Origin of the sequence: Nonomuraea sp. NPDC052116, from assembly GCF_040680035.1 — a bacterium.
In the GTDB taxonomy this organism is placed as follows: Bacteria; Actinomycetota; Actinomycetes; order Streptosporangiales; family Streptosporangiaceae; genus Nonomuraea; species Nonomuraea angiospora_A.
The window spans coordinates 111,550-138,207 of record NZ_JBFAWA010000009.1 but is presented as its reverse complement, the minus strand read 5'-3'; the positions used below and the strand labels follow the sequence as shown (position 1 = coordinate 138,207).

Genomic DNA, 26,658 nt, shown 5'->3' with positions numbered 1-26,658 from the left:
ATAGACCAGCGCGCCGCGTGCTTCCCGTCTCAGGGGCGTTTGAAGGCGGACAGGAGCCGGTCGGCCGCGAGCGCGGGCGTCAGCTCGCCCGCCAGGACCTCCCGCTCGACCTCCTCGGTGATCGCCGCCACCTCGGGGTCGTGGCGCAGCTCGGACAGCAGCCGGTCGCGCACCAGCGTCCACGTCCACCCGACCTGCTGACCGCGGCGCTTGGCGGCCAGGTCGATCGACTCCTGGTGGGTCAGCACGTGCCGCCAGAGCTTGTCCAGCCCCTCGCCGGTGAGCCCGCTGCACGTGAGCACCGGCGGCGGCGTGGAGTCTGAGCGGAGCATGCGCAGCGCGCCCGCCAGCTCCCGCGCGGCCTTCCTGGCGGGCAGCTCGTACTCGCCGTCGGCCTTGTTGACCGCGATGACGTCCGCGAGCTCCAGCACGCCCTTCTTGATGCCCTGGAGCTGGTCGCCCGTGCGGGCCAGCGTGAGCAGCAGGAACGTGTCCACCATGTCGGCCACCGCGGTCTCCGACTGGCCCACGCCGACGGTCTCGACCAGCACGACGTCGAAGCCGGCGGCCTCCACGACGACCATGGCCTCCCTGGTCGCCTTGGTGACGCCGCCCAGGGTGCCGGAGGTGGGCGAGGGGCGGATGAACGCGGCGGGGTCGACCGACAGGCGGGCCATGCGGGTCTTGTCGCCGAGGATGCTGCCGCCCGTCCTGGTGGAGGAGGGGTCGACGGCCAGCACGGCCACCTTGTGGCCCTGCGCGGTCAGCATCGTGCCGAGCGCGTCGATGAACGTGGACTTCCCCACGCCGGGCACGCCGGAGATCCCGATCCGGCGCGCGTGGCCGGACAGCGGGGTGAGCTCGACGAGCAGCCGCTGCGCCAGGACGTTGTGGTCGGGCCTGGTCGACTCGACCAGCGTGATCGCGCGGGCGATCCACGTACGGGACCCGGCCCGTACGCCTCGGGCGTAGTCCTCCAGCGAGTGCACCCGGCTTACCCCTTTCTTCCCAGTTGATCAGCTAATCTCTGACAATTCTTGACTTTTGCCAGTAGGGTGCTGGAGTTCTGATCTCAGCCGTCACAGGAGTCACTCCCCTCATGCCCAACGTCGAACCCCTCCGCGAGGGCGACCCGGCAACGGTGGGACCCTACCGGCTGGTCGGTCGGCTCGGCGCGGGCGGCCACGGTGTCGTCTACCTCGGCCAGGCTCGCAACGGAACCCCGGTCGCCGTCAAGGTGCTGCATGAGGGGCTCTCCGTCGACGGCCGCCTCGCCACGGAGATCGCCGCCGCGCGCAAGGTCGAGCCGTTCTGCCTCGCGCAGGTGCTCGACGCCTCGACCAGCGGCAGGCCGTACATCGTGTCCGAGTACGTGGACGGAGCCTCGCTCGAGCAGGTCGGCCGGCTCGGCGGGGCGGAGCTGCAACGGCTCGCCGTGGCGACCGCGACCGCGCTGGACGCCATCCACCAGGCCGGCGTCGTGCACGGGGACTTCAAGCCGGCGAACGTCCTGATCGGGCCCGACGGGCCGCGGGTGGTGGACTTCGGCATAGCGGGGGCGCTCGGCACCGGCGTGAAGGCGACCGGCACCTTCGTCGGCACGCCCGCGTACATGGCGCCCGAGCAGCTCGCCGGGCAGGCGGGCGGGGCGTCGGCGGACGTGTTCGCGTGGGGGTCGGTGATGGTCTCCGCGGCCACGGGGGTGCCGCCGTTCGGGGACGACTCGCTGCCCGCGGTGATCAACCGCATCCTGAAGGACGAGCCGCGCATGGGCGAGCTGCGCGGGCCGGTACGCGAGATCCTGCTGGCCTGCCTGGCCAAGGACCCGGGCTCCCGCCCCGCGATGCGTGACGTGCTGCTGCGGCTGACCGCGCCGTCCCGCCAGCAGACGGCGCCGTACCAGACCCAGCCCCACCGGCCCGATCCCCCGCTGGCTGCCTGGCAGGACACGCCCGACGCCACCCTCGACCAGGACACGCCGCCGCGCCGGGCCCGCGCCCAGGAGCCGGCCGCGGAGCAGGCCGCGGCCCCGCTGCCGCGCAGGACCTCGCGCCAGAGCCACGGCACCGACCCCCAGTCCCTGGGCCGGCCCGTGGCGGGCCAGCCCGCTCCGCCCGCGCACCACGGCCAGGGCCCGCATTTCGGCCAGAACGCACCCGCACCTCTGGACCAGGGCCAGCCCTTCGGCCAGGCCGCGCCCGCCCACGTCGATCAAGGCCCGCACTTCGGCCAGGGCTCGCCCGCGCACTTCGACCAAGGCGTGGCCGCGCACCACCAGGGTGCGACCGCGCCGCACGGCCAGGGGCCGGGGACGTTCCCGATGGCGGCTCCGGTCGAGGTCCCGGTTCCCCCCGCCTTCCAGCACCACGCGCCCGCCGAGCCGCCGCCGGGCTTCCCGCCCGCCGAAGGGCCGGGCGCCGCGCAGGTCGTGGCCGAGCCGTCGGTGGCCCAGCACTCGGCCCTGGTCGACCTCCTCGTGCCGGGCACGCCCCAGCCCCAGCCCCAGGCCCCGCCCCAGGCGCCCGAGCCGCCGCGGCGGTCCGGGCGGCGGCGGGTGAAGATCGTGCTCATCGCGGGCGTCGCCGGCGTGTCCGTGCTGGCGCTGGCCGGCGCGATCATGTGGCTCACCCCCACCACGCCCACCCCCAAGGCCAAGAACGTCTCCGACGTGACCACCGCGCCCACGACCGAGGCAGCGTCCACGCCCACCTCGCGCCCGAGGCGCTCGCGTACCGCCAGGCCCAGCCCGCAGACCGTCGGCACCCCGAGCAACGTCCCGACGGCGGACCCGACCGGCAACCCGACGGCGAGTGCCACGCCCGCCGCCGGCCGGCTCAGGCTCGTCTACGTCCGCCCGGGCGGCGCCAAGAACGGCGACTGCTGGACCGGCGGCGAGGTCACGCTCCAGGCGATGGTGCAGCGCACGGGCCTGCCGCTGACCTTCCGCTACACCTGGTACATCGACAACGTCGCCGTGGGCCGCTCGTCGGCGCTCGTCACCGAGAACGGCCAGCGCTTCCTGACCTCGCCGCAGAGCCTCAAGAGCACGGGCGGCGTCCATCGCGTCACGCTCCGGATCACGTCCCCGGTCGCCACCCAGCGGACGATCTCCGTCACGATGTGCGACCGGGGAACCTACTGACGGTTCCTCAGCTGGTCGAGCAGGTCGAGGGCGGCGTCGGCGATCACCGTGCCGGGCGGGAAGATCGCGGCGGCGCCCGCGGCCCGCAGCTCGTCGTGGTCGCCGGGCGGGATGACGCCGCCGACCACGATCATGACGTCGCCGGCGTCGAGGTCGGCCAGCGCCCGGCGCAGCGCGGGCACCAGCGTCAGGTGGCCGGCGGCCAGCGACGACACGCCCACGATGTGCACGTCGGCCTCGACCGCCTGCCTGGCGACCTCCTCCGGCGTCTGGAACAGCGGGCCGACGTCCACGTCGAAGCCGAGGTCGGCGAACGCGGTGGCGATCACCTTCTGGCCGCGGTCGTGCCCGTCCTGGCCCATCTTGGCCACCAGGATGCGCGGGCGGCGGCCCTCGGCCCGCTCGAAGTCGGCGCACGCCCGGCGGACGCGCTCGATGTTGGCGGAGGGGCCTGACTCGTCGCGATACACCCCAGAGATGGTACGTACCTGCTCGGCGTGCCTGCCGAACACCCGCTCCAGGGCGTCGGAGATCTCGCCCACGGTCGCCTTGGCCCGGGCGGCGTCCACGGCCAGCTTGAGCAGGTTGTGCTCCAGGCCAGGCGCGGGGTTGTCGGCGGCCTTGGTGAGCGCGTCGAGCGCGCGCTGCACGGCGCCGGGGTCGCGTTCGGCCCTGAGCCGGGCCAGCTTGTCGAGCTGCTGGGCGCGTACGGCGCTGTTGTCGACCTTGAGCACCTCGACGGCCTCGTCGCTCTCGGCGCGGTACTTGTTGACGCCGATCACGGGCTGGCGGCCCGAGTCGATGCGGGCCTGCGTACGGGCGGCCGCCTCCTCGATGCGGAGCTTGGGCAGGCCCGCCTCGATGGCCCTGGCCATGCCGCCGGCGGCCTCGACCTCCTGGATGTGGGCCCAGGCGCGTTCGGCGAGGTCGTGGGTGAGGCGCTCGACGTAGTAGGAGCCGCCCCATGGGTCGATCACCTTGGTGGTGCCCGACTCCTGCTGGATGAGCAGCTGCGTGTTGCGGGCGATGCGGGCGGAGAAGTCGGTGGGCAGCGCGAGCGCCTCGTCGAGGGCGTTGGTGTGCAGGGACTGCGTGTGGCCCTGGGTGGCGGCCATGGCCTCGACGCAGGTGCGGGCCACGTTGTTGAAGACGTCCTGCGCGGTCAGCGACCAGCCGGAGGTCTGGGAGTGCGTACGGAGGCTCAGCGATTTCGGATTTTTCGCGTTAAATCCAGAAACCAGGTTGGCCCACAGCAACCGCGCGGCCCTGAGCTTGGCGACCTCCATGAAGAAGTTCATGCCGATGCACCAGAAGAACGACAGCCGCGGCGCGAACCGGTCGACGTCCATCCCGGCGCCGACCCCGGCCCGCAGGTATTCGACGCCGTCGGCCAGCGTGTAGGCCAGCTCCAGGTCGCACGTCGCCCCGGCCTCCTGGATGTGGTAACCGGAAATGCTGATGGAGTTGAATTTCGGCATCTTCTCGCTCGTATAAGCGAAAATATCCGAAATAATCCGCATCGACGGCGTCGGGGGATAAATGTAGGTGTTGCGGACCATGAACTCTTTGAGGATGTCGTTCTGGATGGTCCCCGCGAGCTGCTCCGGCGCGACCCCCTGTTCCTCGGCCGCCACGATGTAGAGCGCGAGGACGGGCAGCACGGCGCCGTTCATGGTCATCGACACGGACATGCGGTCGAGCGGGATGCCGTCGAACAGCTGCCGCATGTCGTAGATGGAGTCGATCGCCACCCCGGCCATGCCCACGTCGCCGGCCACGCGCGGGTGGTCGGAGTCGTAACCCCGGTGCGTGGCCAGGTCGAAGGCCACGGACAGACCCTTCTGCCCGGCGGCGAGGTTGCGCCGGTAGAAGGCGTTGGAGTCCTCGGCCGTGGAGAAGCCCGCGTACTGGCGGATGGTCCAGGGCTGGTTGACGTACATGGTGGGGTACGGGCCGCGCAGGTAGGGGGCCACGCCCGGGTAGGTGCGCAGGAAGTCGATGCCCTCGAGGTCGTGGGCCGTGTAGAGCGGCTTGACCCCGATGCCCTCCGGCGTCTCCCACACCTCACCGGCGTGCTTCGGCGCCTGCGGCCCGTCCTTGGGCAGGGCGTTGAGCGGGATGCCGGAGAAGTCCGGGATCATCGGGTCACCTCCAGGTCGTCGAAGGTCTCGCGGAGCACGGCCAGCGCGTCGCAGCCCGCGTAGAGGTTTCCGTCCACGCCTTCGTACTCCCCCTTCCCCGCCAGCCAGACTTTCCTCGCACCGGCCTTGCGCAGTGCGGTGGCGACGGCGGCGGCGTGCTGGGCGTAGAGCTTGTCGGTCGAGCACAGGCAGGCGACGGAGGCGCCGCTCACGGCGAACGCGGTGGCGATCTGCTCGGGATCGGCCCCGGGACCGGCGGTCTCGGTGTCCAGCCCGCCCGCCTGGAACAGGTTGGCGGCGAACGCGGCCCGCGCGGTGTGGGCGGCCACGGGCCCGATCGTGGCGAGGAACACCGTGGGCCGCTCGGGCCGCGCGTCGGCCAGGTCGCGCAGGGCCTCGAACTCCTCGGCGTAGCGGACCCGGGGCAGGCCGCCCGTCTCGGAGGCGGCCTGCGCGGGTGTGGGCGGCCGTACCGGCTTCTCGTGCACGTTCGGGAACTCGCTCACGCCCGTGATGGGCAGGCGGCGGTGGGCGACGTCGTCGGCGCGGCGGGCGCGGGTGGCGGCGATGTGGTCCGCCACGAGCCCGGCGGCCCGGGTGATCCCGCCGGCCGCCTCGATCTCCTGGAACCAGGCCCACGCGCGTTCGGCGAGGTCGGCGGTGCGGCGCTCGACGTACCAGGAGCCGCCGGCGGGGTCGATGACGCGTCCGAGGCCCGACTCCTCCAGCAGCAGCGCCTGCGTGTTGCGGGCGATGCGCCGCGAGAAGGCGTCCGGCAGCCCGAGGCAGGCGTCGAACGGCTGCACCGTGACCGCCTCCGCGCCGCCGACGCCGGCGGCGAAGCAGGCCAGGGTGGTGCGCAGCATGTTCACCCAGGGATCGCGGGCGGTCATCATGGCCGAACTGGTCACCGCGTGCTGCCGCTGGCCGCCGTGCCCGGCGGCGCCGCACACCTCGGCGACCCTGGCCCACAGCCGGCGGGCCGCGCGCAGCTTGGCGATGGTGGCGAACTGGTCGGCGGTGGCGGCGTACCGGAACTCGATCTGCCCTAGCGCTTGCTCGACAGAGAGCCCGCCGTCCGTGAGCGCCCGCAGCTCGGCGACTCCCCGGGCGATCGAGCAACCCAGCTCCTCGGCGTCGCTGCCGCCCGCGTCGTGGTACGGGGTGGCGTCGACGGTGATAGCCCTGAGCCCCGGGAACCCGTCGACGCAGCGCCGGGCCAGCTCCAGCCCCGGACCCTCAACGGCGGAGGCGCCCAGGTTGCCCCGCACGGCGCTCCCGCGCCCGAACAGGACCTCGGCGGCCTCGCGTACCCGGTCCCCGGCCTCCAGCACGACCGGCGCCAGGTCGAGGTAGACGTCCTCGATCACGGCGCCCAGCGCGTCCACCGGGATGGCGCCGTCCCCGACGACGAGCCACAGCGAGGTGACCCCGTTCTCCAGGTCGGCCAGCACCGCCTCGGGGTCGGCCACGGCGTGCCGCTGGCGCACGTCCCAGCCGGGGGTGCCGCGGGCCCCGCGCACGTACGGCGCCTCGCCGGGCAGCCCGGGATCGCCGGGCAGGTCGTCCAGGTCGTAGAGCGGCGCGACCGTCACCCCGTCATAGGTGGCGGTGGACAGCGCCTCCTCCGGCGCCTCCGTCTCGATGCCCGACTTGCGGAGGACCTCGACCGCCAGCGCCCGCCAGCCGTCTCGCGAGATGGACTCGAACCCCGTGGCCAGTTCCATGGTCGGATACTAGGCGGAGCTGCGAAGGTGCGGTAACCCCGGGTCCACCCCAGGCTCGGTGTGTCGCTGACCCCGGTCCACCCCAGATTCAGGACCCAGATTCAGGATCCGGGCGCCTCCCACGTCAGCCGCCACGTCAGGGCGCCCACGACGCCGTCGTCCTCGAGGCCCTGCCGCCGCTGGAACCTGCGGCACACCTCGCGCGACCCGGAGCCGTACGCCCCGTCCACGGCCAGGTCGAAGCCGCGCTTCCTCATCTGCGCCTGCCAGGTGCGCACGTCCTCGCCGTGCATGACCGGCGGATACTTCAGCGGCCGCCCGGGGAACGGCGGCGCGGTCGGCTCCGTGGGCGGGGTCCCGCCCGGCCGGGGCGCGCCCCTCCGGATCCAGTCGTAGAGCGGGTCGCCGGGGCAGTCGGTCGAGTAGCCGTCGCGGTGTCCCTTGATCTCCTTGCCCGCGCGGCCCTTGTCGCGCAGGTACTGGACGGCGTCCAGGATCGCGTGCAGCACCCCGTCGGGCGGCTGGACGAGCCCCGCGTTGCCGACGAGCCCCAGCACCGCGTAGTGGCCGGCGTTGAGCCCCGGGCCGTTGGCGGCGGGCAGGTGGTGCGGGCCCCGCCCCTCGAACACCTTGCGGTGCGGGCAGGCGACCATGGTGTTGCCGGTGAAGTAGACGGTCCCCTCCCGGCGGGCCAGCCAGCTCTGGTTCTCGGTCCGGGGACACCAGATCCGGCCGCGGTAGGTCTCCCTCCGGATCCTCAGGGCCGGTCGGGGCATGACGGAGTGCCGGCGCCGGATCGTGGTCAGCCACATGCCCGTCTCGGGCAGGCGGCTCATGGCCGCTCCCGACCCCGACAGCAGCGCGGCGAACATGAACGCCTCCGCCGCCGCCCGGTCCCCGCGGGCGAGCCTGTCGCGCCCGGCGTCGCCCGCCGTCAGGGAGGTCTCCAGGAACAGGGAGAGCTGGGCCCGGGTCAGCGACAGGAGGAACGCGTACCCCGGCACCCTGCCGGGCGCCACCTCGACCAGCTGCCGTCCGGCGTCGGCCGGGAGCCGGAACTCGACGAGATCGTCCCTGACCGTCTCCCTCCAGCGGGACGCGCCCGCGGCGGGAGGGCCGAAGACCCCGTGGAGCGCGGCGCGGACGCGCATGAGATGCGCCGGGTCCCGACGCGACCGGTGGATCGCGACCCCGCTCGCGCTCGACGCGCCCTCGGCCGCGAACCACGCGACCAGCTCCACGAAGGCGTCCGACCACTTCGCCTCGGCCGGCAGGTCGGCGCAGGGCGCCGCGACCGGGATGCGGTCCCGGTGACCGATGGTCTCGGTGGTCACCCACAGGCGCCGCGTGTCCTCCCCCGCCTGGCGCTCCACGGGCCAGCGGTGATGGGGGGTGGTCAGGGAGGAGTGGGCGGGCCCCTCCATCCGGATCATCTCCCGCTCCATCGCGGGGAACACGCACACCTCGAGCACGGGCTGCCACTCGGACATGCCCGTGTCGTGGTCGAGCGTGAGCGCGACGTCGCCCACGCGCAGGTCCCGGTACGACTTCCAGCCCTGCCGGGTGAGGAGCTCGGTCTCCTCGTCGACGCAGTAGCCGATGTCGATCCAGCCGTTGTCGTCCATGTGGAACGCCTGGATCGACCGCACCAGCGAGACGCACCCGCTGTGGTCGGAGACGATGCCGGGGTCGACCCTGCCGCCCGTGTAGTGGACCTTCACTCCCTTGGTGGAGTCGAGCTGCGTGTAGTCGCCGCGCGGCGAGCGGGCGTTCCAGTCTTTGCGTAACACCAGGTCGATGGCCACGGTGAGCTCCGAGAGTCGCTGTCGAGACCACCGAGCGTAACGCGGAGCATGCGGACGGGTCCTGAAGTTGGGTGATTTTACCTAGGGTCTGATCACCCGTTTGTCCGTCACGATCGCGGTGATGAGATCGTGCGGCGTCACGTCGAAGGCCGGGTTCAACGCCTGGGTGCCCTCAGGCGCCACGCGCACACCTCTGACCGTCACGACCTCGTCCGCCCCTCGGTCCTCGATCTCGATGTGCTCGCCGGTGGGGGTGTTCTGGTCGATCGTGGACTCGGGCGCGACCACCACGAACGGCACCCCGGCGCGCTCCGCGCCGAGCGCGAGGGCGTACGAGCCGATCTTGTTGGCGGTGTCGCCGTTGGCGGCGATGCGGTCGGCGCCGATGAGCACCGCGTCCACCTCGCCCTTGGCCAGCAGGTACGGCCCCGCCGAGTCGGCGATGAGCCGGTGCGGCGCCCCCATCCTGGCCAGCTCCCAGGTGGTGAGCCGGGCGCCCTGCAGCAGCGGGCGGGTCTCCAGCGCGAGCACCTCGGTCAGCCGCCCGCGCTCGTGGAGCGTCTGCACGACGCCGAGCGCGGTGCCGCGTTCGACGGCGGCCAGCCCGCCGGTGTTGCACACGGTCATGATCCGCAGCCGGTCGCCTTCGAGCAGGTCGGCCCCGCGCTCCCCCATGGCCACGCAGGCGGCGATGTCGTCGTCGCGCACGCGCAGCGCGGCCGCGAGCACGGACGCGCGGCCTTCCCGCAGGTGGGCGGCGGCCCGGTCGACGCCCCACGCGAGGTTGACGGCGGTGGGCCGGGCGGTGCGGAGCCTGGCGATCTGCGCGGGGTCGCCGTCGGCCAGCACCACGCCGAGCGCCCCCGCCACGCCGAGCGCGGGCGCGCCGCGCACGGCCAGCCGCCGGATGGCGTCCACCAGTTCGTCCACGGTCTGGATGCGCAGCGTCACGCACTTGTCGGGCAGCAGTGTCTGGTCGACGAGCTCGACGGCGCCGTCCACCCAGTCAATGGTCCTCACACGGCAAACTGTACGTTTTTACCGCTCGGCGAGGACGATCACCGAGTCGCCTTTGTTCAGGACGATGGGCTCGGACTTGTCGGGGTTGAGGACGATGCCGTAGTGCGGCGGGTCGTTGCGCGCCAGGGCGTTGCGGTAGCCGATGGCGGTCTCGCCCCTGCGCCTGGCCGACTCCACGACCGTGGAGAAGTGCACGCGCGTCCCCGTCTTGACGTAGGAGCCGGCGGGCCTGGGGTAGATCTCCGAGCCGCGCGAGTCGAACAGGTAGCCGAACACGTCCGCCAGGTGCCGGTTCTCGGCGAGCTGGGCGAGCAGCAGGCCGATGACGGTGTCGCTGATCACGATGTCGTCGGCCTCGGTGACCTCGGCCAGGGCCCGGTTGTTCTCGTCGTGCATCTCGCTGACGATCGAGTAGTGCTCGCCGAGCGTGCTCTGCATGTCGCGGAGCTGCAGCAGCGTCATGAGCGTGCGGGTGTCGGCGTGGTGGGCGGCGAAGCGGTCGTCGGAGAGCACGATGACGTGCTGGAAGAGGCCGACGCCGAGCGACTCCAGCGCGTACCTGTCGGTGGTGTCGCAGTCCTTGACGTTCACGGTGAGGTGGCGCAGGCCCGCCAGGCCGGTGCCGGCCTTGGGGTGGTCGGCGGCGATCTCCAGCACCGAGCCGGGGGCCACGTAGCCGTCGAGGTAGCGGACGATCTGCTCGGCCCGGCCGTTCCAGTTGAGCAGGAGCGTGCGCTCGGGCTCGGTGGGCGGCGCCTCCGCCTCGACGACGGCGGACTCGTCCATGGACGGCTTGCCGGCGGCCAGGCGGATGTGGGAGTCGTCGTGGGCGATCACGATGACCTCGTCGTCGGCGTTGACGACGGTGTCCATGGGCGGGTTCAGCACGACGCCGGTCGGCCGGCGCAGGCCGATGACGGAGGCGGTCTGGTACGCGTGCAGCGCCTCGCCGTACGTGACGCCGATGAGCTTCTTGGGCGTGCGCAGGTAGATCTCGCCGCCGTCGAAGTTCAGCAGGTCCATGCAGACGACGGACATGCCCGACTGGCGCGAGGACTGCACGATGAGCCGGGAGGCGGTGTCGTCGGAGTCGACGAGGTGCACGTCCTCGCCGCCGGCCAGGCGGGCGGCGGCGATGTTGCGGCTGGAGGTGAGCCCGGCGACCACCGGCGGATGGACGCCGCGGCGCTTGGCCAGCGCGAGCAGGATCTTGATGACGTGCGCGTCCGGGTCCTCGCCCTCGGGCGAGAGCACGACGACGGAACGGGCGGTGGCCAGGTTCATCATCGCGAGGTCGCGCGGCTCCGTGGGCCGCCCGGTGCGGCAGACCAGCCGGGTCCTGCCGAGGTCCCCGACGGCCTCGCGGATGTCGTCCTCCATGGCCAGCTTGTCGCGTTCCGCCAGGACGGCGATGACCGAGCCCTTCTGGCTGGCGTGCGCCTTGGCCAGCTCGGCCACGATCGTGAACACCTGGTCCGACCAGCCGAGCACCACCGTGTGGCTGGACTCGACGATCCGCGAGCGTCCCCTGCGCAGGCGGTCCACCTTCTGCTTGAGCCCGTTGGACAGCAGGCCGACGAGCATGCTGACGATGAACAGTCCGCCGATCGACCCGGCGAACATCACGGCCATGTACGCGGTCGAGCCCTTGTCACTGGCGAGTTTGCCCGGGTTCAGCGCGTGCATGAGCGCGATCCAGAGCACATGTCCGGGGCCGTTCACGCCGTCGGGCTCGTTCGGCGCCAGCCAGAGCGTGAGCCCGGCCACGACCACGATCAGCCCCACCGACACCACGGCCAGCCAGCCGATCAACGAGGCGGTCCCCCTGGACATGGTGTTGTCGAACCAGTAACGCGTCCTTTCACGGAACGTCGCCTTCGACACTTCCCCGATACCTCCGCTTAAGGTGTGATTTGCCCAACGCTCCAAGGTACCGGTGGATCTTCACAAGCGCATGGCGACCGGTAACGTATCGGCCATGGCGAGCCCCCTGCGACCGGACGACCCGCCGTCCCTGGGCGGGTACATCCTGTCCGGCCGGCTCGGGGAGGGCGGGCAGGGTGTGGTCTATCTCGCCCACACCGCCGCCGGCGAACCGGTCGCGATCAAGCTGCTGAGCACCGGTGACCAGCAGACGCGGGCCAGGCTGGCACGCGAGCTGGACGCGCTGGAGGGCATCGCCTCCTTCTGCACCGCGCGGGTCCTCGACGTCTCGGCCGACGGGCCCCGGCCGTTCGTGGTGAGCGAGTTCGTGGACGGCCCCTCGCTGGCCGACCGGGTGCGCGAGCGCGGCCCGCTACGCGGCGGCGACCTCGAACGCCTGGCGGTCGGCACGGCCACCGCCCTGGCCGCCATCCACGCGGCCGGGATCGTGCACCGCGACTTCAAGCCGGCCAACGTGCTGCTCGGGCCCGACGGGCCCAGGGTGGTGGACTTCGGCATCGCCCGGGCCGAGGGGGCGGCCACGATGACCTCCGGCCTGATCGGCACCCCCGCCTACCTGGCGCCCGAGCAGATCAGCGGCTCGCCCGCCGCGCCCGCCTCCGACGTGTTCGCGTGGGCCTCGTCGATGCTGTTCGCGGCCACGGGCACGAGCCCGTTCGGCGCGGACACCGTGCCCGCCGTGCTGCACCGGGTGCTCCACGCGGAGCCGGACCTGTCGCCGCTGCCGCCGCGCCTGCGCGGGGTGATCGCGTCCTGCCTGGTCAAGGACCCGTCGCGGCGGCCCACGGCCCAGCACCTGATGATGTCCCTGGTCAACCCCAACGCCCCGCAAGGCCCCCCGGCGGCCCCTCTCCCGCAGGACCCCGCCGTACCCGAGGGCCTTCGCACGGGGCCGCGCCCCCAGGCCGCCGTCACCACCCAGGGGACGGGGCGCCCCCGCTCGCGGAGCCTGCTCATCGGCGCGCTGGCGGGCCTGGTCGCCCTCGCCGCGGCCGTCGTCACGATCCTCTCCGTGAACAGCACCCCGACCCCGCTCGCGGACCAGGACGACAGCTCCCCCTCGGCCACCCCTCCGGAATCCCCGGCCCCGTCCACCCCGCCGTCCACCCCACCGTCCACCCCGCCCTCAACCCCAGCGGCCACCCCGACGACGCCCGCCACCTCCGGCAGCGCGACCCCCACCGCCTCCGGCGGGAAGCTCAAGATCCCCGCCGCCTACGCGGGGACGTGGACGGGCCGGACGGAGAGCACCAACCCCATGGACACCGACGGGGCCGAGAACACCGTGGTGCTGAAGCCGGGCGCGACCACCGCGCAGTGGAGCGAGAAGGACGCCGGCGCGAGCTGCCGCGGCATGATCATCCTGACCCAGGTGGAGGCGTCGCGGCTGACGTTCTCGCTGGAGGCGATGGAGGGCGGCTGCATCCCGGGCACCGTCTGGCTCGCCAGGCAGGGCGACTCCCTCTCCTACACCTGGCGGGACGAGCCCGGCCCCGGCATCGTCACCCAGACCGGCACTCTGACCAAGAGCTAACCGATACCACGAATTTTCCGCAAAACCCTTCGACATGTGACGGCTGGACGCTGGATCATTAACGTTATGTCTGTGATGAGGGAGGTGCCGTTCCCCAGCCGGGAGTCTTCAGAGCTCCCCATGAACATCTGGATCGACGATGCCGACTCCGCGATCGACGTCATCGACGCCTTGGCGCTGTCGCCGTTCGCGACGGGTGCGCAACCGTGGTCCCGCCTTGCCAATCTGGAGCGCGTGCGCCCCGACGCCCCGCTGAGTCCGGCCGACGGCCGGCTGCTGCGCACGGCGCGGGTCGAGGACGGCTCGGAGTCGCGGCTCATCGCCGGCGAGGGCTGGACCCTGCGCGTCGTGCGACACCGCAACCGCACGGCCACCGTCAGCGTCACGGCCGTGGACGAGGATCTGGCCAAGAGCGTGCTCGCGCAGAGCATCGAGGGCGCCGAAGAGGCCATGCCGGAGGTGGACCACGTCGAGATGGGCTTCTGGTGGCGCGGCATGCACGGCGGCACCCGCTCGGAGAAGCCGATCACGGCCCAGCCCTGGGACGAGATCAACAAGAACTACTCGGCCAAGGTCCGCCCGGCCCTCGACCGGCTGATGTCGATCACCCCCGCCGACGTCAACGGCCGCCTGATCCTGCTGCACGGCGAGCCGGGCACCGGCAAGACCACACTGCTGCGCACGCTGGCCAAGCAGTGGCACGACTGGTGCCAGGTGGACTGCGTGCTCGACCCCGAGCGGCTGTTCAACGAGCCGGGCTACCTGATGGAGGTGGCCGTCGGCTACGACTCAGACGAGGACACGCAGCGCTGGCGGCTGCTCGTCCTGGAGGACTGCGACGAGCTGATCAGCTCGGGCGCCAAGGCCCAGGCGGGCCAGGGGCTCTCGCGCCTGCTCAACCTGACCGACGGCCTGCTCGGCCAGGGGCGGGACGTCCTGGTGGCGATCACCACCAACGAGGACCTCGCCCGCCTCCACCCGGCCGTCGTCCGCCCCGGCCGCTGCCTGGCGCAGGTGGAGGTCGGGCCGCTGACCAAGGACGAGGCCGTCACCTGGCTGGGCTCCGCCAACGGGGTGAGCCCGTCGGGCGCGACGCTGGCCCAGCTGTACGCTCTGCGCGCGGGCCGCGAGTTCACCCCGCAGCCGGGCGACGAGTCCACGGGCCTGTACCTCTGACCGGCGCGCCGGTCAGAGGCGGTCATGTGGCGGTCACGTGGTGGTCACGGGGCGGTCACGTCAGGTAGGTGTGCAGGCGGCGGGCCTCGCGGACGAAGTTGTTCGACGCCCGCCGCTCGGCGATCTCCGCCACGCAGGGCACCGGCCCCCGCGCTCCGGCCCACCGGGCGGCGCGCAGCGCGAAGGCGAGCACCTGCGTGTGCCGGGTGTGCGGCCGTTCCTCCGGCCCCGGCAGGAACACCGGCAGGAACCCGGTCATGATCCGCCACACCTCCCACTGCGCTCCTTGCTCGGCCGCGCTCTCCAGGGTCTCGAGGACCGGGCCGGGCTTGAACCACGTCCTGCGCAGCAGCAGTCCGAGCTGCCGGCCGATCCCTTCGGCGTCCTCGTCGCCGCGCGCCGCCAGGTCCACCACCAGGTGCGCCCGCACCACGGGCAGCTTCGACCAGGACGGGTCGGCCAGGAAGAACGCCACCACGAGCGCCATCCCCTCGCCCCACGGACCGTCGGCCAGCGCGAGGGCGTACGCCTCGGGCGGACTCGCCCCCTCCACCGGCCACCCGTACATCAGGTGCGGGACGAAGTGCTGCGCGACGACCTCCCGATGGGACGGCAGCACGTACGGCCACCAGGGCAGCAGCCCGCCCTGCCCTCTCCGCCGCCGCCAGCCGGGCTCGGTGAGCAGGTCGTCGACCAGCGGCAGCCCCGTCGGCGCCACCCGGATCCTGGGCTCCAGATCGGGGGTCCGGGTGTCGGCCGGATCCCGGTCGTCGCGGTATTCGCCGCCGGGGTCCAGCCGCCCGGAGGCGAGCCAGCCGACCTCCGTGACCGGCTCGGGACGGCCGCCGTCCAGCCACCGGGCCGCCGCCCGCCCCGCCTCCGAGGTGAGCAGCCGCGCCCGCGCCACCACCTCCGGCGCCACCTCGCGCGGCAGCCGCAGCAGCGCCTGCTGCAGGTCCGCCGGCAGGGCCTCGGAACCGCGTCGCTCGTAGCCCGCCAGCCGCGCCACGAGCTCCCCGGCGTCCACGTGCCCGGTGCCCTCGGTGGGCTCGGCCAGCAGGTACGGCGGGAGGATGCCGTCCTGGAGCGCCGAGTGGACCTCGGCCCACCGCCGCAGCAGGAACAGGTGCGGCGCCGACACCGCGTCGCCCCGGGGCAGCCCGTCAGCCGGGGAGCCGCCCGTCAGGATCAGCCGGGCGATCTCCTCGCACCATTGCCAGACGTCCAGCCACGGCCGTTCGTGCGAGCGGGTGCCCAGCCGCCATTCCGACAGCCTCGCCACGAGCCCGTCCCGGTCGTCGTGGAGCAGCCGCACGACGCCCGCCAGCCACAGCTCCGCGGACTCCCATCCGCCCCCGCACGGCCCCAGCTCCACGGGCGCGGTCACCGGCCCGGGGAACGCCTCGGCGAAGCGCGGCGCGGGCAGCGGGGCGGGTGTGAAGGGCTCCGGCGGCTCCTCGGCGGCCTCCCCGCCGAACACCGCCACGAGGGTCTCGCCGAGCTGGTGCGGCAGCAGCCCGAAGGAGTCCCGCAGGGCCTGCGCCCCCACCGGCGTGAACCGTTTGGCGTGCTTGACCGCGATCCGCACCGCCCGCCCCTGCACGTCGGCGGACTCGCAGGCGAACGCGGACCCCAGCGCGGGCGCCAGCTCGTCGAGGTCGCCCGGCCAGGCGCGGGCGACGGCGTCGAGCCAGGTCAGCCCGGCCGTCACCAGCTTGCGCTCCGCCCTGAACAGCAGCGCCCGCACCGCCTCCGACACGTCGGCGTGGTCCAGGTGGTCGAGCCCGCGCAGGTGGCGCAGCGCCACCTCCGCGACGGGTCCCGGCGCGGCGGGCAGCAGCCGCAGGTAGTCGGCGGCGTGCTTGCTCACCTCGTCGGGGGTCGGCTGGAGCAGCTCGTGCAGGCGGACGAAGAAGCGCAGGTCGGCGGCCTCGCCACCGCGCAGGAAGCGCCGTACGCACCCGTCGAGCAGCAGGTCGCGGCGGCCCTGACCGGCCAGCCTCTTGAGCGCGGCCAGCCAGGTGCCGCGCGTCAGCGGCTCCGCGCGCTCGCCCCGCAGCACCGCGCCCACGCCCTCCGCCTCGAAGAGCCGGGGAAGGAGGTGGTCGAGCAGCGGGTCCTCGCGGGCGGGCGGCCGGCGTACCCAGGCCACGACGAGGGGGTCGTGCTCGGGCGGGACCACGCCGGTGCGGCGCAGCATGGCCAGGGCGAGCGTGTCCATCTCGTCCGATCGGCGGCGCCGCCGGGGCGCCGGGCGCAGCCGGAGCGCGGCGCGGGTGGCGAAGTCCTCCTGCCACGCGGCCGGGCGGGCGGACAGGACGCTTTCGAGGATCGCGGTGGTGGCGCCGCTCACCTCCCCGCGGTCCTGGAACTCGCGGCGGTTGAGCCAGGCCACGACGGCCGCCGCGCCGCCGATGGTGGCCGCGCCCGCGACCCGCAGGGAGTCGGCCCAGTTTTCCCCGCGCTCGAGTGGCCAGGGCTGGTTCCAGGGGGTGTTCCACTCCCAGCGCTCGTACTCGTGGACGGTGCGGCCGGCGCGCTCGGCCCGGCGCACGTGCTCGCGCCAGGCGGCCTCGCTCTCGCGCTCCCGCCTGGCGATGCGCTCCAGCTCCCGGGCATGGGCCCGCTCCTCGGCCACGGCGACGTGGGCGGGGAGCAGGGCGGCCACCTCGCGACGTTCGCGCTCGCCGAGAGCGAGGACGCGTTCGGAGACCCACTGCGGATCCCCGGTGTCGATGGCCGCCACCACCGTCTCCCATGCGGTCACGGAGCGACCTCTACGGCGACGCGGGCGGCGATCCTGGCCGCCAGCGCGTGCTTGCACGGCCCCCGCGAGCCCAGGTGGTCGAACCACCACGGGCACGTGCACTCGCCGTCGGCGATCCGCACCCGCCGCACCCCGCCGTCGGTCGTCACCTCGGCCGTCTCCCCGAGCAGCCGTACGGCGCCGGAGTCCACCAGCGCGCGGGCGGCCGTCAGCCGGGGGTTGAGCTCCGCCACCTGGTCCCTGTCGTAGGGCAGCTCGCGGTGGAAGTGGGCCGCCTCGTGCAGGTCGTAGCCGACGCGCCCGGCCGTGCCGAGCTGGGTGAGCGCCGCGCGTACGCGTTCGATCGCGAGCCCGGAACGGTCGGCGAGCAGCCCCAGCTCGACCGTGGGCTCGAAGTTGAGCAGCATGCCCACCACGTCGGCGTCGTCCGCGGCCTCGTCGGTGGCCAGGTCGGACAGCACCGCCCCCTCGCCGGAGAACCCGCGCCACGGCTCGGGCGAGACGGCCAGCGTGTAACGCATGCCGGGCAGCTCCAGCTCCCAGGCACTGGCCGTGGACGAGCCGTCGGCGGGCCCGTACACCCTCAGTGCCTTGGCGAACCTGAGCAGCGGCAGCAGCGTGGCCACCCGCCCGGTGCCCGACAGGCAGACCGCGCCGCGCGCGGGGCCTGAGGCCACGCGCAGGTCACGGCCCGAGGGGACGGCCCAGACGGTGGAGCGGGCGCCCTTCGGCAGGGAGCGCAGGAAGCGCACGGCGTGCGGCCCGGCCAGCTCGGCCCGCAGGTCCCAGCCGGACGCGATCACCTGCACCTCCGCGAACCCGCGCAGCCACCGCGACGGCAGCGGCACCTTCTTCTCCACGACCGCGCCGTCGAGCGTGGTGACCGTCAGCTCGTCGGGGCCGACGCCCAGGTGGAGCGGATCCCTGCCGCCCACCCTGGCCAGGGACTCGCGCAGCGGGCCGTTGACGTCGACGTTGGTGGTGCCCCGGTCGAGCACGTCGCCGTCGAGCTCCAGCACGTCGAGCCGGGCGTAGACGCCGCCGCACGCCGAGAACGACTCGAACCGCAGCCGCCCGCCGTCGCACGTCACCACCGGGTCGCGGGTCCAGCCCGGCCTGGGCTGGTGGTAGCGGGCGAGCGCCACGTCCGCCACCGCGAGCAGCCCGGCCGCCGCCGGAGCCGCGTGGGTGAGCAGCCCGCTGAAGAAGCGCGGGTGCGTCTGCGGCCCCGATAACGCCGTGCCACCGGAGGTCGAGAGACCGAGCCTGCCGTCGGTGAGCGTGGAGGGGCCCGCGTACGAATATGCCTGTACCGCCTGAGTCATGCCCCGAACGATAGAGATCACCACCGACACAAACGGGGCTGGTACGTAAACCATCCGATGTGCGACACAGAGTGCGAAACCACAATATGGCTGGTGCTCACCGTCGGCCTGGCCCGCGTCGCCTTCACCCGCTTCGCCGTACCCGCGGGTTCGCCGCAGGCGGGCTCGTGGGCGAGCGCGGAGCAGCGGATCGGGTTCGCGGCGACCCAGCTCATCCCCTCGTGGACCGCGCGCACCCCGCCGGGCTCGTGGATCGAGGTGGCACTCCGGGCCAGGACCGAGCGGGGCGATCTCACCAAGTGGTACGTCATGGGCCGCTGGTCGGAACACGGCACCCCCCGCACCTCGGTGCCCGGTCAGGGCGACGAGGACGGGAACGTGGCGGTGGACACCTTCGTGGCCCGGCGGTCGGTCGTGGCGTACCAGGTGCGGGTCGCGGCGCACGGCGGGGACGCGCGGGTGACCGGGCTGGGCGTGATGGCCTCGGCCGTGCCGCGCCGCCCGGTCGTGGCGAGCCCCTTCGGCGCCGCGGGGGCGGTGGAGCTGGCGGTGCCCGCGTACTCCCAGCACGCGCACGCCGGGCACCATCCGCAGTGGGACGGCGGGGGTGTCAACTGGTGCGGCCCGACCTCGGTGGCCATGGTGCTGGGCCATTGGGGCCGCGGTCCCGGGCCGGCCGAGCTGGCCTGGGTGGGGGACGGCGATCCGGCCCCGTCCGTGGATCACGCGGCCATGGGTACGTACGACGAGAGCTACCAGGGCACCGGCAACTGGCCGTTCAACGTGGCGTACGCGGGGCGCTACGGCCTGGCCGGGTTCGTGACGCGGCTGCGGTCGGCGGTGGAGCTGGAGGCGTTCGTGCGGGCGGGCGTCCCGGTGATCACGTCGCAGTCGTTCAAGGCGGCCGAGCTGCCCGGTTCCTGCTACTCCACCAGCGGGCACATCCTGGTCGTCACCGGTTTCACCGTCGAGGGCGACATCGTCGTCAACGATCCCGCGGCTCCCGATGACGCCTCGGTTCGAAGGGTCTATCCGCGGGCAGCGTTCGAGAACGTATGGCTCAGGAGCTCGGGCAGCGGGGGCATCGCGTACATCCTTCACCCGCCTGACCATCCACTTCCCCCATGTACGAATGGCAATTGGTGACTTGATGAGCATTCGACCGATCGACGTGGCCCGTACCGATGGCGGCCCGCAGTGGGTGGAGGCGGTGGCCACGCCCTCCGGCGTCGAGGTCTGGTGGGACGAGCCACGCCCGGCCGAGGGCGGGCGCCGCTGCGTGGTGCGCCGCCTCCCTGACGGCAGCCGCGTGGACGCCCTGCCGGCGGGCTGGAACGCGCGCAACCGGGTGATCGAGTACGGCGGGCGCTCCTGGCGTCCGCTCCCGGGCGGCGGCCTGGTCTTCACGAACTGGGCCGACCAGCGCCTCTATCGCCTCGCCGGGGGCGCGGAGCCGGTGGCGATCACCCCGGAGGGCTCCTACCGCTACGCGGACCTCTACCTCCCGCCCGGCCGGGACGAGGTGTGGGCGGTCCGGGAGACGGACGACGTGCGGGACCTGGTGGCGGTGCCCCTGGACGGCGGCCCGGTCACGGTGATCGTAAAAGCCCAGCACTTCCTGATGAACCCCCGCCTGTCCCCCGACGGCCGCCACATCACCTGGATCGGCTGGGACCACCCGAACATGCCCTGGGACGGCACCGAGCTGTGCGTGGCCCCGCTGGGCGAGGACGGCACGGCGGGCGCGTACCGGGTGGTCGCCGGCGGCCCCGAGGAGTCGGTGGCCCAGGCCGAGTGGCGCGACGACGGCAGCCTGTACGCCGTGACCGACCCCACCGGCTGGTGGAACGTCCACCTCGTCCCCCTCGACGGCTCCCCCGCCACGAACCTCACCCCCATCGAGCAGGAGTTCGGCGCCGCCGCGTGGAAGCCGGGCATGACGTACCTGGACATCGCGGACACGGGCGAGCTCGCGGTCGTGTACGGCACCCCGGACCTGCGCCGCCTGGGCGTGCTGAACCCGAAGACCGGCGACATCAGGGACATCGGCGGCACGGCCACCTACTGGTCCTCGACCGTGTCGGTCGCGGGCGGCATGGTGGCGGCCGTGGGCGCGACCCCGTACACGCCGCTGGAGGTCACCCTCGTCGACCTCGCGGACGGCACCCACGAGGTCGTGTCGCCGCGCAAGCCGCTGCCGGACCGCGACCTGCTGCCCACGCCCGAGGCCGTGACCCTCGAGGGCGTGCACGCGCACCTCTACCCGCCGACCGGCGGCCGGAGCGGCCCGAGCCCGTACGTGATCTTCGTGCACGGCGGCCCGACCGGCAACCTCCCGGTCGTGCTCGACCTGGAGATCGCGTACTTCACCAGCAGAGGGCTCGGCGTGGCCGTGGTCAACTACGGCGGATCGACCGGGTACGGCCGCGCCTACCGCGAGCGGCTGCGCCACGAGTGGGGCGTGGTGGACGTGCAGGACTGCGCCAGGGTGGCGCGCGGCCTGGTCGAGATGGGCCGGGCCGACGCCGCGAAGATCGCCATCCGCGGCGGCAGCGCCGGAGGCTGGACGACGGTGGCGGCGCTCGTGCACAGCGACGTGTTCGCGGGCGGGGTCGCGCACTACGCGATCACCGACCCGGAGAGCTGGGCGGCCGAGACGCACGACTTCGAGTCCCGCTACCTGGACGGCCTGGTGGGCCCGCTGCCCGAGACCCGCGACCGCTACACCGAACGCTCGCCGCTCCTGAACGCCTACCGCGCCTCGGGCCCGTGCCTCATGCTGCACGGCCTGGAGGACGCGATCGTGGACGTGAGCCAGGCCGAGCGATTCACCGCTGAACTGGACAAACATGGCAAAGAGTGGGCCTTGCTCACCTACCCCGGCGAGCAGCACGGCTGGCGCAGGGAGGAGACTATCGTCTCGGTGCTGGAGGCCGAGCTGGCCTTCTACGGGTTGATCTTCGGCATGGAGACTCCCGAGGTGCCGCCTTTGACACTGAAGGGGAGAGCGTGAAGAGCGTTGCCGAGATCTGCTCGGATCTGATCAGGTTCGACACCACCAACCCGGGCTCCGGTGAGCGGCCGGCGGCCGAATACGTCGCCACGCTGCTGGCCGACGCGGGGATCGAGCCGGTGGTGTTCGAGTCGGCTCCGAAGCGGACCACCGTCGTGGCCAGGATCGACGGCGACTCCCCCGACGCGTTGCTGATCCACGGCCACCTGGACGTGGTGCCCGCCGACCCGGCCGAGTGGCAGATGGACCCGTTCTCGGGGGAGATCGTGGACGGCTGCGTGTACGGGCGCGGCGCGGTCGACATGAAGGGGTCGTGCTCGATGACCCTCGCGACCGTGCTCGACCTGGCGGCCCGCGGCGTGCGCCCGAAGCGTGACCTGGTGCTGGCGTTCCTGGCGGACGAGGAGGCGACCGGCGACTACGGCTCGCGGCACGCCGTCACCGAGCACCGGGAGCTGTTCGACGGCGTCACGGAGGCGATCAGCGAGTCCGGCGGCTTCAGCGTGGCCTCCGGCGAGCACCGGGTGTACCCGATCGCCGTCGGCGAGCGCGGCACCGCCTGGATGAAGCTCACCGCGCACGGCGTGGCCGGGCACGGCTCCCGCCCGCCGGTGGACAACCCGGTCGCCACGCTGGTGCACGCCCTGTCGCGGGTGGCCTCCCACCAGTGGCCCGTACGCCTGACGCCGCCGGTGGCCGCCCTCATCCAGAACCTGTCGGAGATCATCGGCCGGCCGATCGACCTCGACCGCCTCGACGAGGAGGCCGCCCGGCTCGGGCCGCTGGGCGGCCTGTTCAAGAGCCAGATCCGCAACTCGGCGAACCCGACGATGCTCGACGCCGGCTACAAGGTGAACGTGGTGCCCTCGACGGCGGAGGCGCACGTGGACGGGCGTTACCTGCCGGGGTCGCAGGAGGAGTTCCTGGAGACGATCGACGCGCTGCTCGGGCCGAAGATCACCCGGGAGTTCGTCAACCTGGAGGACGCGCCCGACGCGCCGTACCCGTCGGCGTTCTTCGACACGCTGGCGGGTGCGCTGGTGGCCGAGGACCCGCTCGCCCGGCCGGTGCCGTACGTGATGGCCGGCGGCACGGACGCCAAGTCCTTCGCCCGGATCGGCATCAAGGGGTACGGCTTCGCGCCCCTCATGCTCCGGCCGGACCTGGACTACTTCGGGATGTTCCACGGCAAGGACGAGCGGGTGCCGGTGGAGGGGCTCGAATTCGGCACCCGGGTCCTCACCCGTCTCCTCGCCTAGCCCCTGGGCGGTCCGAACCACGTGGTGAGCGCGGCGGCGACCCCGTCGCGCCCGCCCGCCCACGCGACGTAGCCGTCGGGCCGCACCAGCAGCACCTCGGCATCCCCGTCGCCGGGCCCATTGCCAGGCAGGGTCGAAGCGTGCGCCACCCGCACGCGCTCGCGGTGGCCCGCCACGGCGGCATCGAGCCCGCCGTCGCCAGATGCTCCCGAGAGTGCCAGTACGAGGCCGCGCCCGTCCCGCAGCAGCTCGGCGACCGTCCGGGCCTTCGCGGGAGTCGGCTCGGGGACCGCCTCCGGACGCGGCGCGGAAGGGACCGCCTCCAGGCGTGGTGCGGAAGGGACCGCCTCCAGGCGTGGTGCGAAACGCCCGACGAGGGGGTGCGCCGAGCCGGGCGCGTAGTCCGTCTCCGTCCCGTCGGCCATCCCCGTGAAGTGCCGCTTGGCGTCCGGCAGCTCGATCACCTCCGCCAGCACCTCCCGCAACGCCTCCACCTGCGGCCCCGGCCGCATCAGCGCCACCTGGGCCCGCGTGTTGCGCAGCACCCTGGCCGCCACCGGGTGCCGTTCGGCGGTGTAGGTGTCCAGCAGCGCCTCGGGCGCGAGCCCCCGGGCCACCAGGGCCAGCTTCCACCCGAGGTTGACCGCGTCCTGCAGCCCCAGGTTGAGCCCCTGGCCGCCGATCGGCGAGTGCACGTGCGCCGCGTCCCCCGCCAGCAGCACCCGCCCCTGGCGGTACGTCCCCGCGTGCCGGGTGTTGTCGCTGTACCGGATGCCGGTCTCCAGCCGCTTGACCACCACGTCGTGCCCCGTCACCCGCCGCAGGCTGTCCTCCAGCTCCTCGGCCGTCATCGGCGCGTCCCGGTCGCCGGGCCCGCCGTCGAACTCGATGGTGGCGATCTCCCCCGGCACCAGCGACAGGTTCACCAGGCCGCCGGGGTGGCGCAGGGACGACGTCACGGCCTCGGCGGAGGCGAGTTCGGCCACGGCGGTCCGCCCCGTCATGGTCGCCGGCGTCCCCTCGAACGCGAACCCCGACCGCTTGCGCACCAGGCTCCGCCCGCCGTCGCACCCCACGAGGTACGCGGCCCGTACCGTCCGCCCGTCGGCGAGCGTGGCGACGGCGGCGGACCCGTCCTGCGCGACGTCGCTCACCGCGCACCCCTGCCAGATCCGCACCCCCATCCCGGCGGCCCGCTCGGCCAGGACGGCCTCCAGCCGGTCCTGCTTGAGCATGAGGTATTCGGCGTCGCCGGCCTCGCCCAGCAGCGGCAGCCCGCCGAAGTGCCCCCTGATCAGGCCCTCCTGGAGCAGCTCCACCATCATGGCGACCAGGTCGGCCCCGGCGGGCTCGCGGCGTGCGGCCAGCTCGTCGAGCATCGCCCACTGCTCCCCCGCCACCGGCTCGACCAGGTCGCGCAGGGCCAGCGACTGCACGGTGCGCGCGTTGAGCGAGCGCAGGCCGAGGCTGCGCGTGCGGCGCTCCTCACCCGTGGCCGCCTCCAGGACCAGCGGGTCGGCCCCGCCCAGCTTGAGCTCGCACGCCAGCAGCAGCCCGACCGGCCCGCCGCCGACGATGATCACGTCGGTCATCTCCGCTCCTCTACTTACGCAGTAAGCTTACGTAGTAAGTAGAACACATACACCGTAAGCTTTGTCAATCCGGGAAAGGAGCACCGAATGGCACGACGGGAGCCGCTGAACCGAGAGAGGGTCCTGGACGCGGCCCTGGAACTGGCCGACAAGGAGGGCCTGGAGGGCCTGACCATGCGACGGCTGGCCAAGGCGCTCGGCGTTGAGGCGATGTCCCTCTACAACCACGTCTCGAACAAGGCCGACATCCTCGACGGCGTGGCCGAGCGGGTGTTCGAGCAGGTCGAGCGGCCGGACCCGGCGCTGCCGTGGCAGGAGCAGGTGCGCGAGGTGGCGTTGAGCATGTACCGGGTGTTCAGCCGCCATCCGGCGGTGCCGCTCGCGCTGGTCACCGACCAGTCCAACCCGACCTCCGTACGGGCGCTGGAGCCGCTCGACGCGCTGGTGGGGGCGCTGTTCCAGGCGGGGTTCGACGACCTGGGCGCGTGGCGGGCGCTGACCGCCGTGAACAGCCTGGTGTTCGGGTCGCTGGTGCTGTCCACGGGCGGGTTCACCGGCGATCCCGGCGTGCACGCGGGCGAGCAGGGGGTCAGCGCGTACGTACGCGAGATGGATCCGGCACGGCTGCCGCATTTCAGCAGGCTGCTGCGGAGCACCCGGGAGGGGGTGGACCCCCTGGCGGACTTCGAGCAGGCCCTGAACATGCTGATCCACGGCCTGGCGGCCGAGGCCCCCAAATAGTGGAACAAAGCATTCCGTTCTGCTATGCTGAAAGCACCACGAAAGGGGGCTCACCAATGAGCGACACCACTGTCAGCGGCTGGGACATCCTCGACGGCTCGCACGAGGCGCTGCGCCGGGTCGTCGGCGCCGTGCCGGCCGGGGCCTGGCAGCTGCCGACGCCCTGCTCGGCCTGGAACGTCACCCAGGTCCTCCAGCACGCCGTCGGCGACCAGATCGGCTTCGCCGCCGCGCTGACCGGCGAGCCCGGCCCCACGTTCAACCCGTTCGAGCCGTCGGGCGCGCCGGAGACCGACCCGACGGCCTTCACCGAGGACGCGCTGGTCCGCTCGGCCCGGGCATGGGCGGGCGTCGACCGGAGCGCCGTTGAGGTGCCGACGCCGGTGCCGCCGCACAAGATGTCGCCGTGGTCCGGCTCGACGGCGTGCGCGCTGGACGCCGCCGTGCACGCCTGGGACATCGCGGTCGCGACCGGCCAGGCCTCGCCGCTCACGCCGGAGCTGGCCAGGCCCCTGCTGAAGGTGGCCATGGAGATCGTCGAGCCGCTGCGCGCCTGGGGCGCGTACGCCCCGGCGCTGGACTCGGAGCCGGGCGACGACGACGTGGCGGCGCTCCTGCGCTACCTCGGCCGCGACCCGCGCTGGACCCCCTCCTCCTGACCGCGGCGGATCAGGAGAACTTCGACTTCGGGCGGTCCTGGAGCTCGCCGTCCACGTAGATGTCGAGCTTCTCGTTGTAGAACGCGATCAGCCCGGCGACCTTCTCGCTCTCCGGCAGCGGCGTGCGGTATGACCAGGCCAGGTCCTTCTGGCCGTTGACCGTCCAGTATTCCGCCGTGCCCTTGTAGGGGCAGTGGGTGGCGGTGTCGGTGTGTTCCAGCAGGTCGAGCCGTACGTCCGTCTTCGGCAGGTAGTAGCGGGCGGGCAGGCCCGTCTCGAAGAGGATGCGCGGGCTGCGGGAGTCGGCCACGGTCACGCCGTCCACCTCGACCCGCACGTGGCGCGAGCTTGCCAGGATGTCCACCCGCGTGTACGGGTCGCGCGGGTGGAAGTAGACCTCCTCGTCCTCCTCGAACCAGGCGTCCATGGCGTCCCACTCGAAGCGGACGTGGCCGCGGATCTGCTCCAGCGGCGAGTCGGGATAGACGAGCGCGGCGTCGGCCGCCTCCGCTGTGCCCGAGGTGACGGTGTGGACCAGGCCGTCTCCCCTGCTCGGGGAGTGCTTGGTCGCGCCGGTGGCCTTGAGCGCGGACTCGTCCACGTCGGCCGCCGGGAAATAGTAGGTGGGGTAGTACGGGACCTCCCACACCAGGAGGGCGGAGGTGGAGTCGGCCACCACCCGGCCGCCGAGATAGGTCCTCACACGCTTGGCCGTGGGCTCGACGCGTACCCGGCCGCGGTTCGTGACATCCATGTCACCGCCAACCCCGGACGCGGCACCGCTATTCCGGTCCCGCGTGCGGGCGGCCGGGG

18 protein-coding genes are annotated in these 26,658 nt (G+C 73.0%); 8 read left to right on the top strand and 10 right to left on the bottom strand.

Annotated elements, in window-relative coordinates; translation table 11 throughout:
- Window positions 1-29: 29 nt before the first annotated feature.
- Window positions 30-989 (bottom strand): methylmalonyl Co-A mutase-associated GTPase MeaB, encoded by a 960-nt coding sequence (meaB, locus tag AB0L65_RS19215; protein WP_364246966.1) that lies wholly within the window; start codon window positions 987-989, stop codon window positions 30-32.
- A gap of 110 nt (window positions 990-1,099) precedes the next feature.
- Here meaB and AB0L65_RS19210 point away from each other — a divergent pair, with 110 nt between their 5' ends.
- Window positions 1,100-3,142 (top strand): protein kinase, encoded by a 2,043-nt coding sequence (locus AB0L65_RS19210; RefSeq protein ID WP_364246964.1) that lies wholly within the window; start codon window positions 1,100-1,102, stop codon window positions 3,140-3,142.
- Here AB0L65_RS19210 and scpA read toward each other — a convergent pair.
- From scpA to AB0L65_RS19185, 5 genes are all read right to left on the bottom strand, one after another.
- Entirely contained in the window at window positions 3,136-5,283 is a 2,148-nt protein-coding gene (scpA, locus tag AB0L65_RS19205; RefSeq protein ID WP_364246962.1) for a methylmalonyl-CoA mutase, read from the bottom strand. The two genes, AB0L65_RS19210 and scpA, sit on opposite strands and share 7 nt — an antisense overlap.
- Window positions 5,280-7,010, bottom strand: coding sequence for a methylmalonyl-CoA mutase subunit beta (locus AB0L65_RS19200; RefSeq protein WP_364246959.1), 1,731 nt, complete (start codon window positions 7,008-7,010; stop codon window positions 5,280-5,282). The genes scpA and AB0L65_RS19200 overlap by 4 nt, the downstream gene beginning before the upstream one ends.
- A gap of 101 nt (window positions 7,011-7,111) precedes the next feature.
- Window positions 7,112-8,815 carry a peptidoglycan-binding protein gene (locus tag AB0L65_RS19195; RefSeq protein WP_364246956.1) on the bottom strand — a complete coding sequence of 568 codons (1,704 nt, stop codon included), beginning with the start codon at window positions 8,813-8,815 and terminating at the stop codon, window positions 7,112-7,114.
- An 81-nt stretch (window positions 8,816-8,896) separates the two neighbouring features.
- A complete protein-coding gene (gene mtnA / locus AB0L65_RS19190) occupies window positions 8,897-9,835 on the bottom strand; it encodes an S-methyl-5-thioribose-1-phosphate isomerase (RefSeq protein ID WP_364246953.1) in 939 nt (312 codons plus the stop codon).
- Between the two features lie 18 nt (window positions 9,836-9,853).
- Window positions 9,854-11,719, bottom strand: a complete 1,866-nt coding sequence (locus AB0L65_RS19185; protein WP_364246950.1) for a potassium transporter TrkA — start codon at window positions 11,717-11,719, stop codon at window positions 9,854-9,856.
- A gap of 94 nt (window positions 11,720-11,813) precedes the next feature.
- Between AB0L65_RS19185 and AB0L65_RS19180 the strand changes: the two genes are divergently transcribed.
- Window positions 11,814-13,313, top strand: coding sequence for a serine/threonine-protein kinase (locus AB0L65_RS19180; RefSeq protein ID WP_364246947.1), 1,500 nt, complete (start codon window positions 11,814-11,816; stop codon window positions 13,311-13,313).
- A 66-nt stretch (window positions 13,314-13,379) separates the two neighbouring features.
- A complete protein-coding gene (locus tag AB0L65_RS19175; protein ID WP_355192100.1) occupies window positions 13,380-14,489 on the top strand; it encodes a DUF5925 domain-containing protein in 1,110 nt (369 codons plus the stop codon).
- A 55-nt stretch (window positions 14,490-14,544) separates the two neighbouring features.
- Here AB0L65_RS19175 and AB0L65_RS19170 read toward each other — a convergent pair whose 3' ends face one another.
- Both AB0L65_RS19170 and AB0L65_RS19165 read right to left on the bottom strand, forming a co-directional pair.
- Complete coding sequence (locus AB0L65_RS19170; protein WP_364246944.1) at window positions 14,545-17,256, bottom strand: DUF6493 family protein; 2,712 nt, start codon at window positions 17,254-17,256, stop codon at window positions 14,545-14,547.
- Entirely contained in the window at window positions 17,253-18,581 is a 1,329-nt protein-coding gene (locus AB0L65_RS19165; protein ID WP_364246941.1) for an SWIM zinc finger family protein, read from the bottom strand. Before AB0L65_RS19165 ends, AB0L65_RS19170 begins: the two co-directional genes overlap by 4 nt.
- 93 nt (window positions 18,582-18,674) lie before the next feature.
- Between AB0L65_RS19165 and AB0L65_RS19160 the strand changes: the two genes are divergently transcribed.
- The 3 genes from AB0L65_RS19160 to AB0L65_RS19150 are packed head-to-tail and all read left to right on the top strand — an operon-like array spanning window position 18,675 to window position 22,853.
- A complete protein-coding gene (locus AB0L65_RS19160; protein WP_364246939.1) occupies window positions 18,675-19,727 on the top strand; it encodes a C39 family peptidase in 1,053 nt (350 codons plus the stop codon).
- A 4-nt stretch (window positions 19,728-19,731) separates the two neighbouring features.
- Window positions 19,732-21,594, top strand: coding sequence for a prolyl oligopeptidase family serine peptidase (locus AB0L65_RS19155; RefSeq protein ID WP_364246936.1), 1,863 nt, complete (start codon window positions 19,732-19,734; stop codon window positions 21,592-21,594).
- Complete coding sequence (locus AB0L65_RS19150) at window positions 21,591-22,853, top strand: M20/M25/M40 family metallo-hydrolase (protein ID WP_364246933.1); 1,263 nt, start codon at window positions 21,591-21,593, stop codon at window positions 22,851-22,853. The genes AB0L65_RS19155 and AB0L65_RS19150 overlap by 4 nt, the downstream gene beginning before the upstream one ends.
- Here the strand turns inward: AB0L65_RS19150 and AB0L65_RS19145 are convergent.
- Window positions 22,850-24,445, bottom strand: coding sequence for an FAD-dependent monooxygenase (locus tag AB0L65_RS19145; protein ID WP_364246930.1), 1,596 nt, complete (start codon window positions 24,443-24,445; stop codon window positions 22,850-22,852). The genes AB0L65_RS19150 and AB0L65_RS19145 overlap by 4 nt on opposite strands.
- An 87-nt stretch (window positions 24,446-24,532) precedes the next feature.
- Between AB0L65_RS19145 and AB0L65_RS19140 the strand changes: the two genes are divergently transcribed.
- Both AB0L65_RS19140 and AB0L65_RS19135 read left to right on the top strand, forming a co-directional pair.
- The gene (locus AB0L65_RS19140) at window positions 24,533-25,186 is read left to right on the top strand and encodes a TetR/AcrR family transcriptional regulator C-terminal domain-containing protein (protein ID WP_364246927.1); all 654 of its coding nucleotides are present in this window, start codon (window positions 24,533-24,535) and stop codon (window positions 25,184-25,186) included.
- 56 nt (window positions 25,187-25,242) lie between these two features.
- Window positions 25,243-25,845: a TIGR03086 family metal-binding protein gene (locus tag AB0L65_RS19135; RefSeq protein ID WP_364246925.1), complete on the top strand. Its 603-nt coding sequence runs from the start codon at window positions 25,243-25,245 to the stop codon at window positions 25,843-25,845.
- A gap of 10 nt (window positions 25,846-25,855) precedes the next feature.
- Here the strand turns inward: AB0L65_RS19135 and AB0L65_RS19130 are convergent, their stop codons facing one another.
- Complete coding sequence (locus AB0L65_RS19130) at window positions 25,856-26,599, bottom strand: DUF427 domain-containing protein (RefSeq protein WP_364246922.1); 744 nt, start codon at window positions 26,597-26,599, stop codon at window positions 25,856-25,858.
- Window positions 26,600-26,658 lie beyond the last annotated feature (59 nt).

Bases quoted from the DNA above. Each gene is read 5' to 3' on its own strand.
- AB0L65_RS19200 (WP_364246959.1), bottom strand. From the start codon at position 7,010: ATGGAACTGGCCACGGGGTTCGAGTCCATCTCGCGAGACGGCTGGCGG.
- AB0L65_RS19210 (WP_364246964.1), top strand. From the start codon at position 1,100: ATGCCCAACGTCGAACCCCTCCGCGAGGGCGACCCGGCAACGGTGGGA.
- AB0L65_RS19175 (WP_355192100.1), top strand. From the start codon at position 13,380: ATGTCTGTGATGAGGGAGGTGCCGTTCCCCAGCCGGGAGTCTTCAGAG.
- scpA (WP_364246962.1), bottom strand. From the start codon at position 5,283: ATGATCCCGGACTTCTCCGGCATCCCGCTCAACGCCCTGCCCAAGGAC.
- AB0L65_RS19180 (WP_364246947.1), top strand. From the start codon at position 11,814: ATGGCGAGCCCCCTGCGACCGGACGACCCGCCGTCCCTGGGCGGGTAC.
- AB0L65_RS19165 (WP_364246941.1), bottom strand. From the start codon at position 18,581: ATGACTCAGGCGGTACAGGCATATTCGTACGCGGGCCCCTCCACGCTC.
- AB0L65_RS19130 (WP_364246922.1), bottom strand. From the start codon at position 26,599: ATGGATGTCACGAACCGCGGCCGGGTACGCGTCGAGCCCACGGCCAAG.
- AB0L65_RS19140 (WP_364246927.1), top strand. From the start codon at position 24,533: ATGGCACGACGGGAGCCGCTGAACCGAGAGAGGGTCCTGGACGCGGCC.
- AB0L65_RS19155 (WP_364246936.1), top strand. From the start codon at position 19,732: ATGAGCATTCGACCGATCGACGTGGCCCGTACCGATGGCGGCCCGCAG.
- AB0L65_RS19145 (WP_364246930.1), bottom strand. From the start codon at position 24,445: ATGACCGACGTGATCATCGTCGGCGGCGGGCCGGTCGGGCTGCTGCTG.
- AB0L65_RS19135 (WP_364246925.1), top strand. From the start codon at position 25,243: ATGAGCGACACCACTGTCAGCGGCTGGGACATCCTCGACGGCTCGCAC.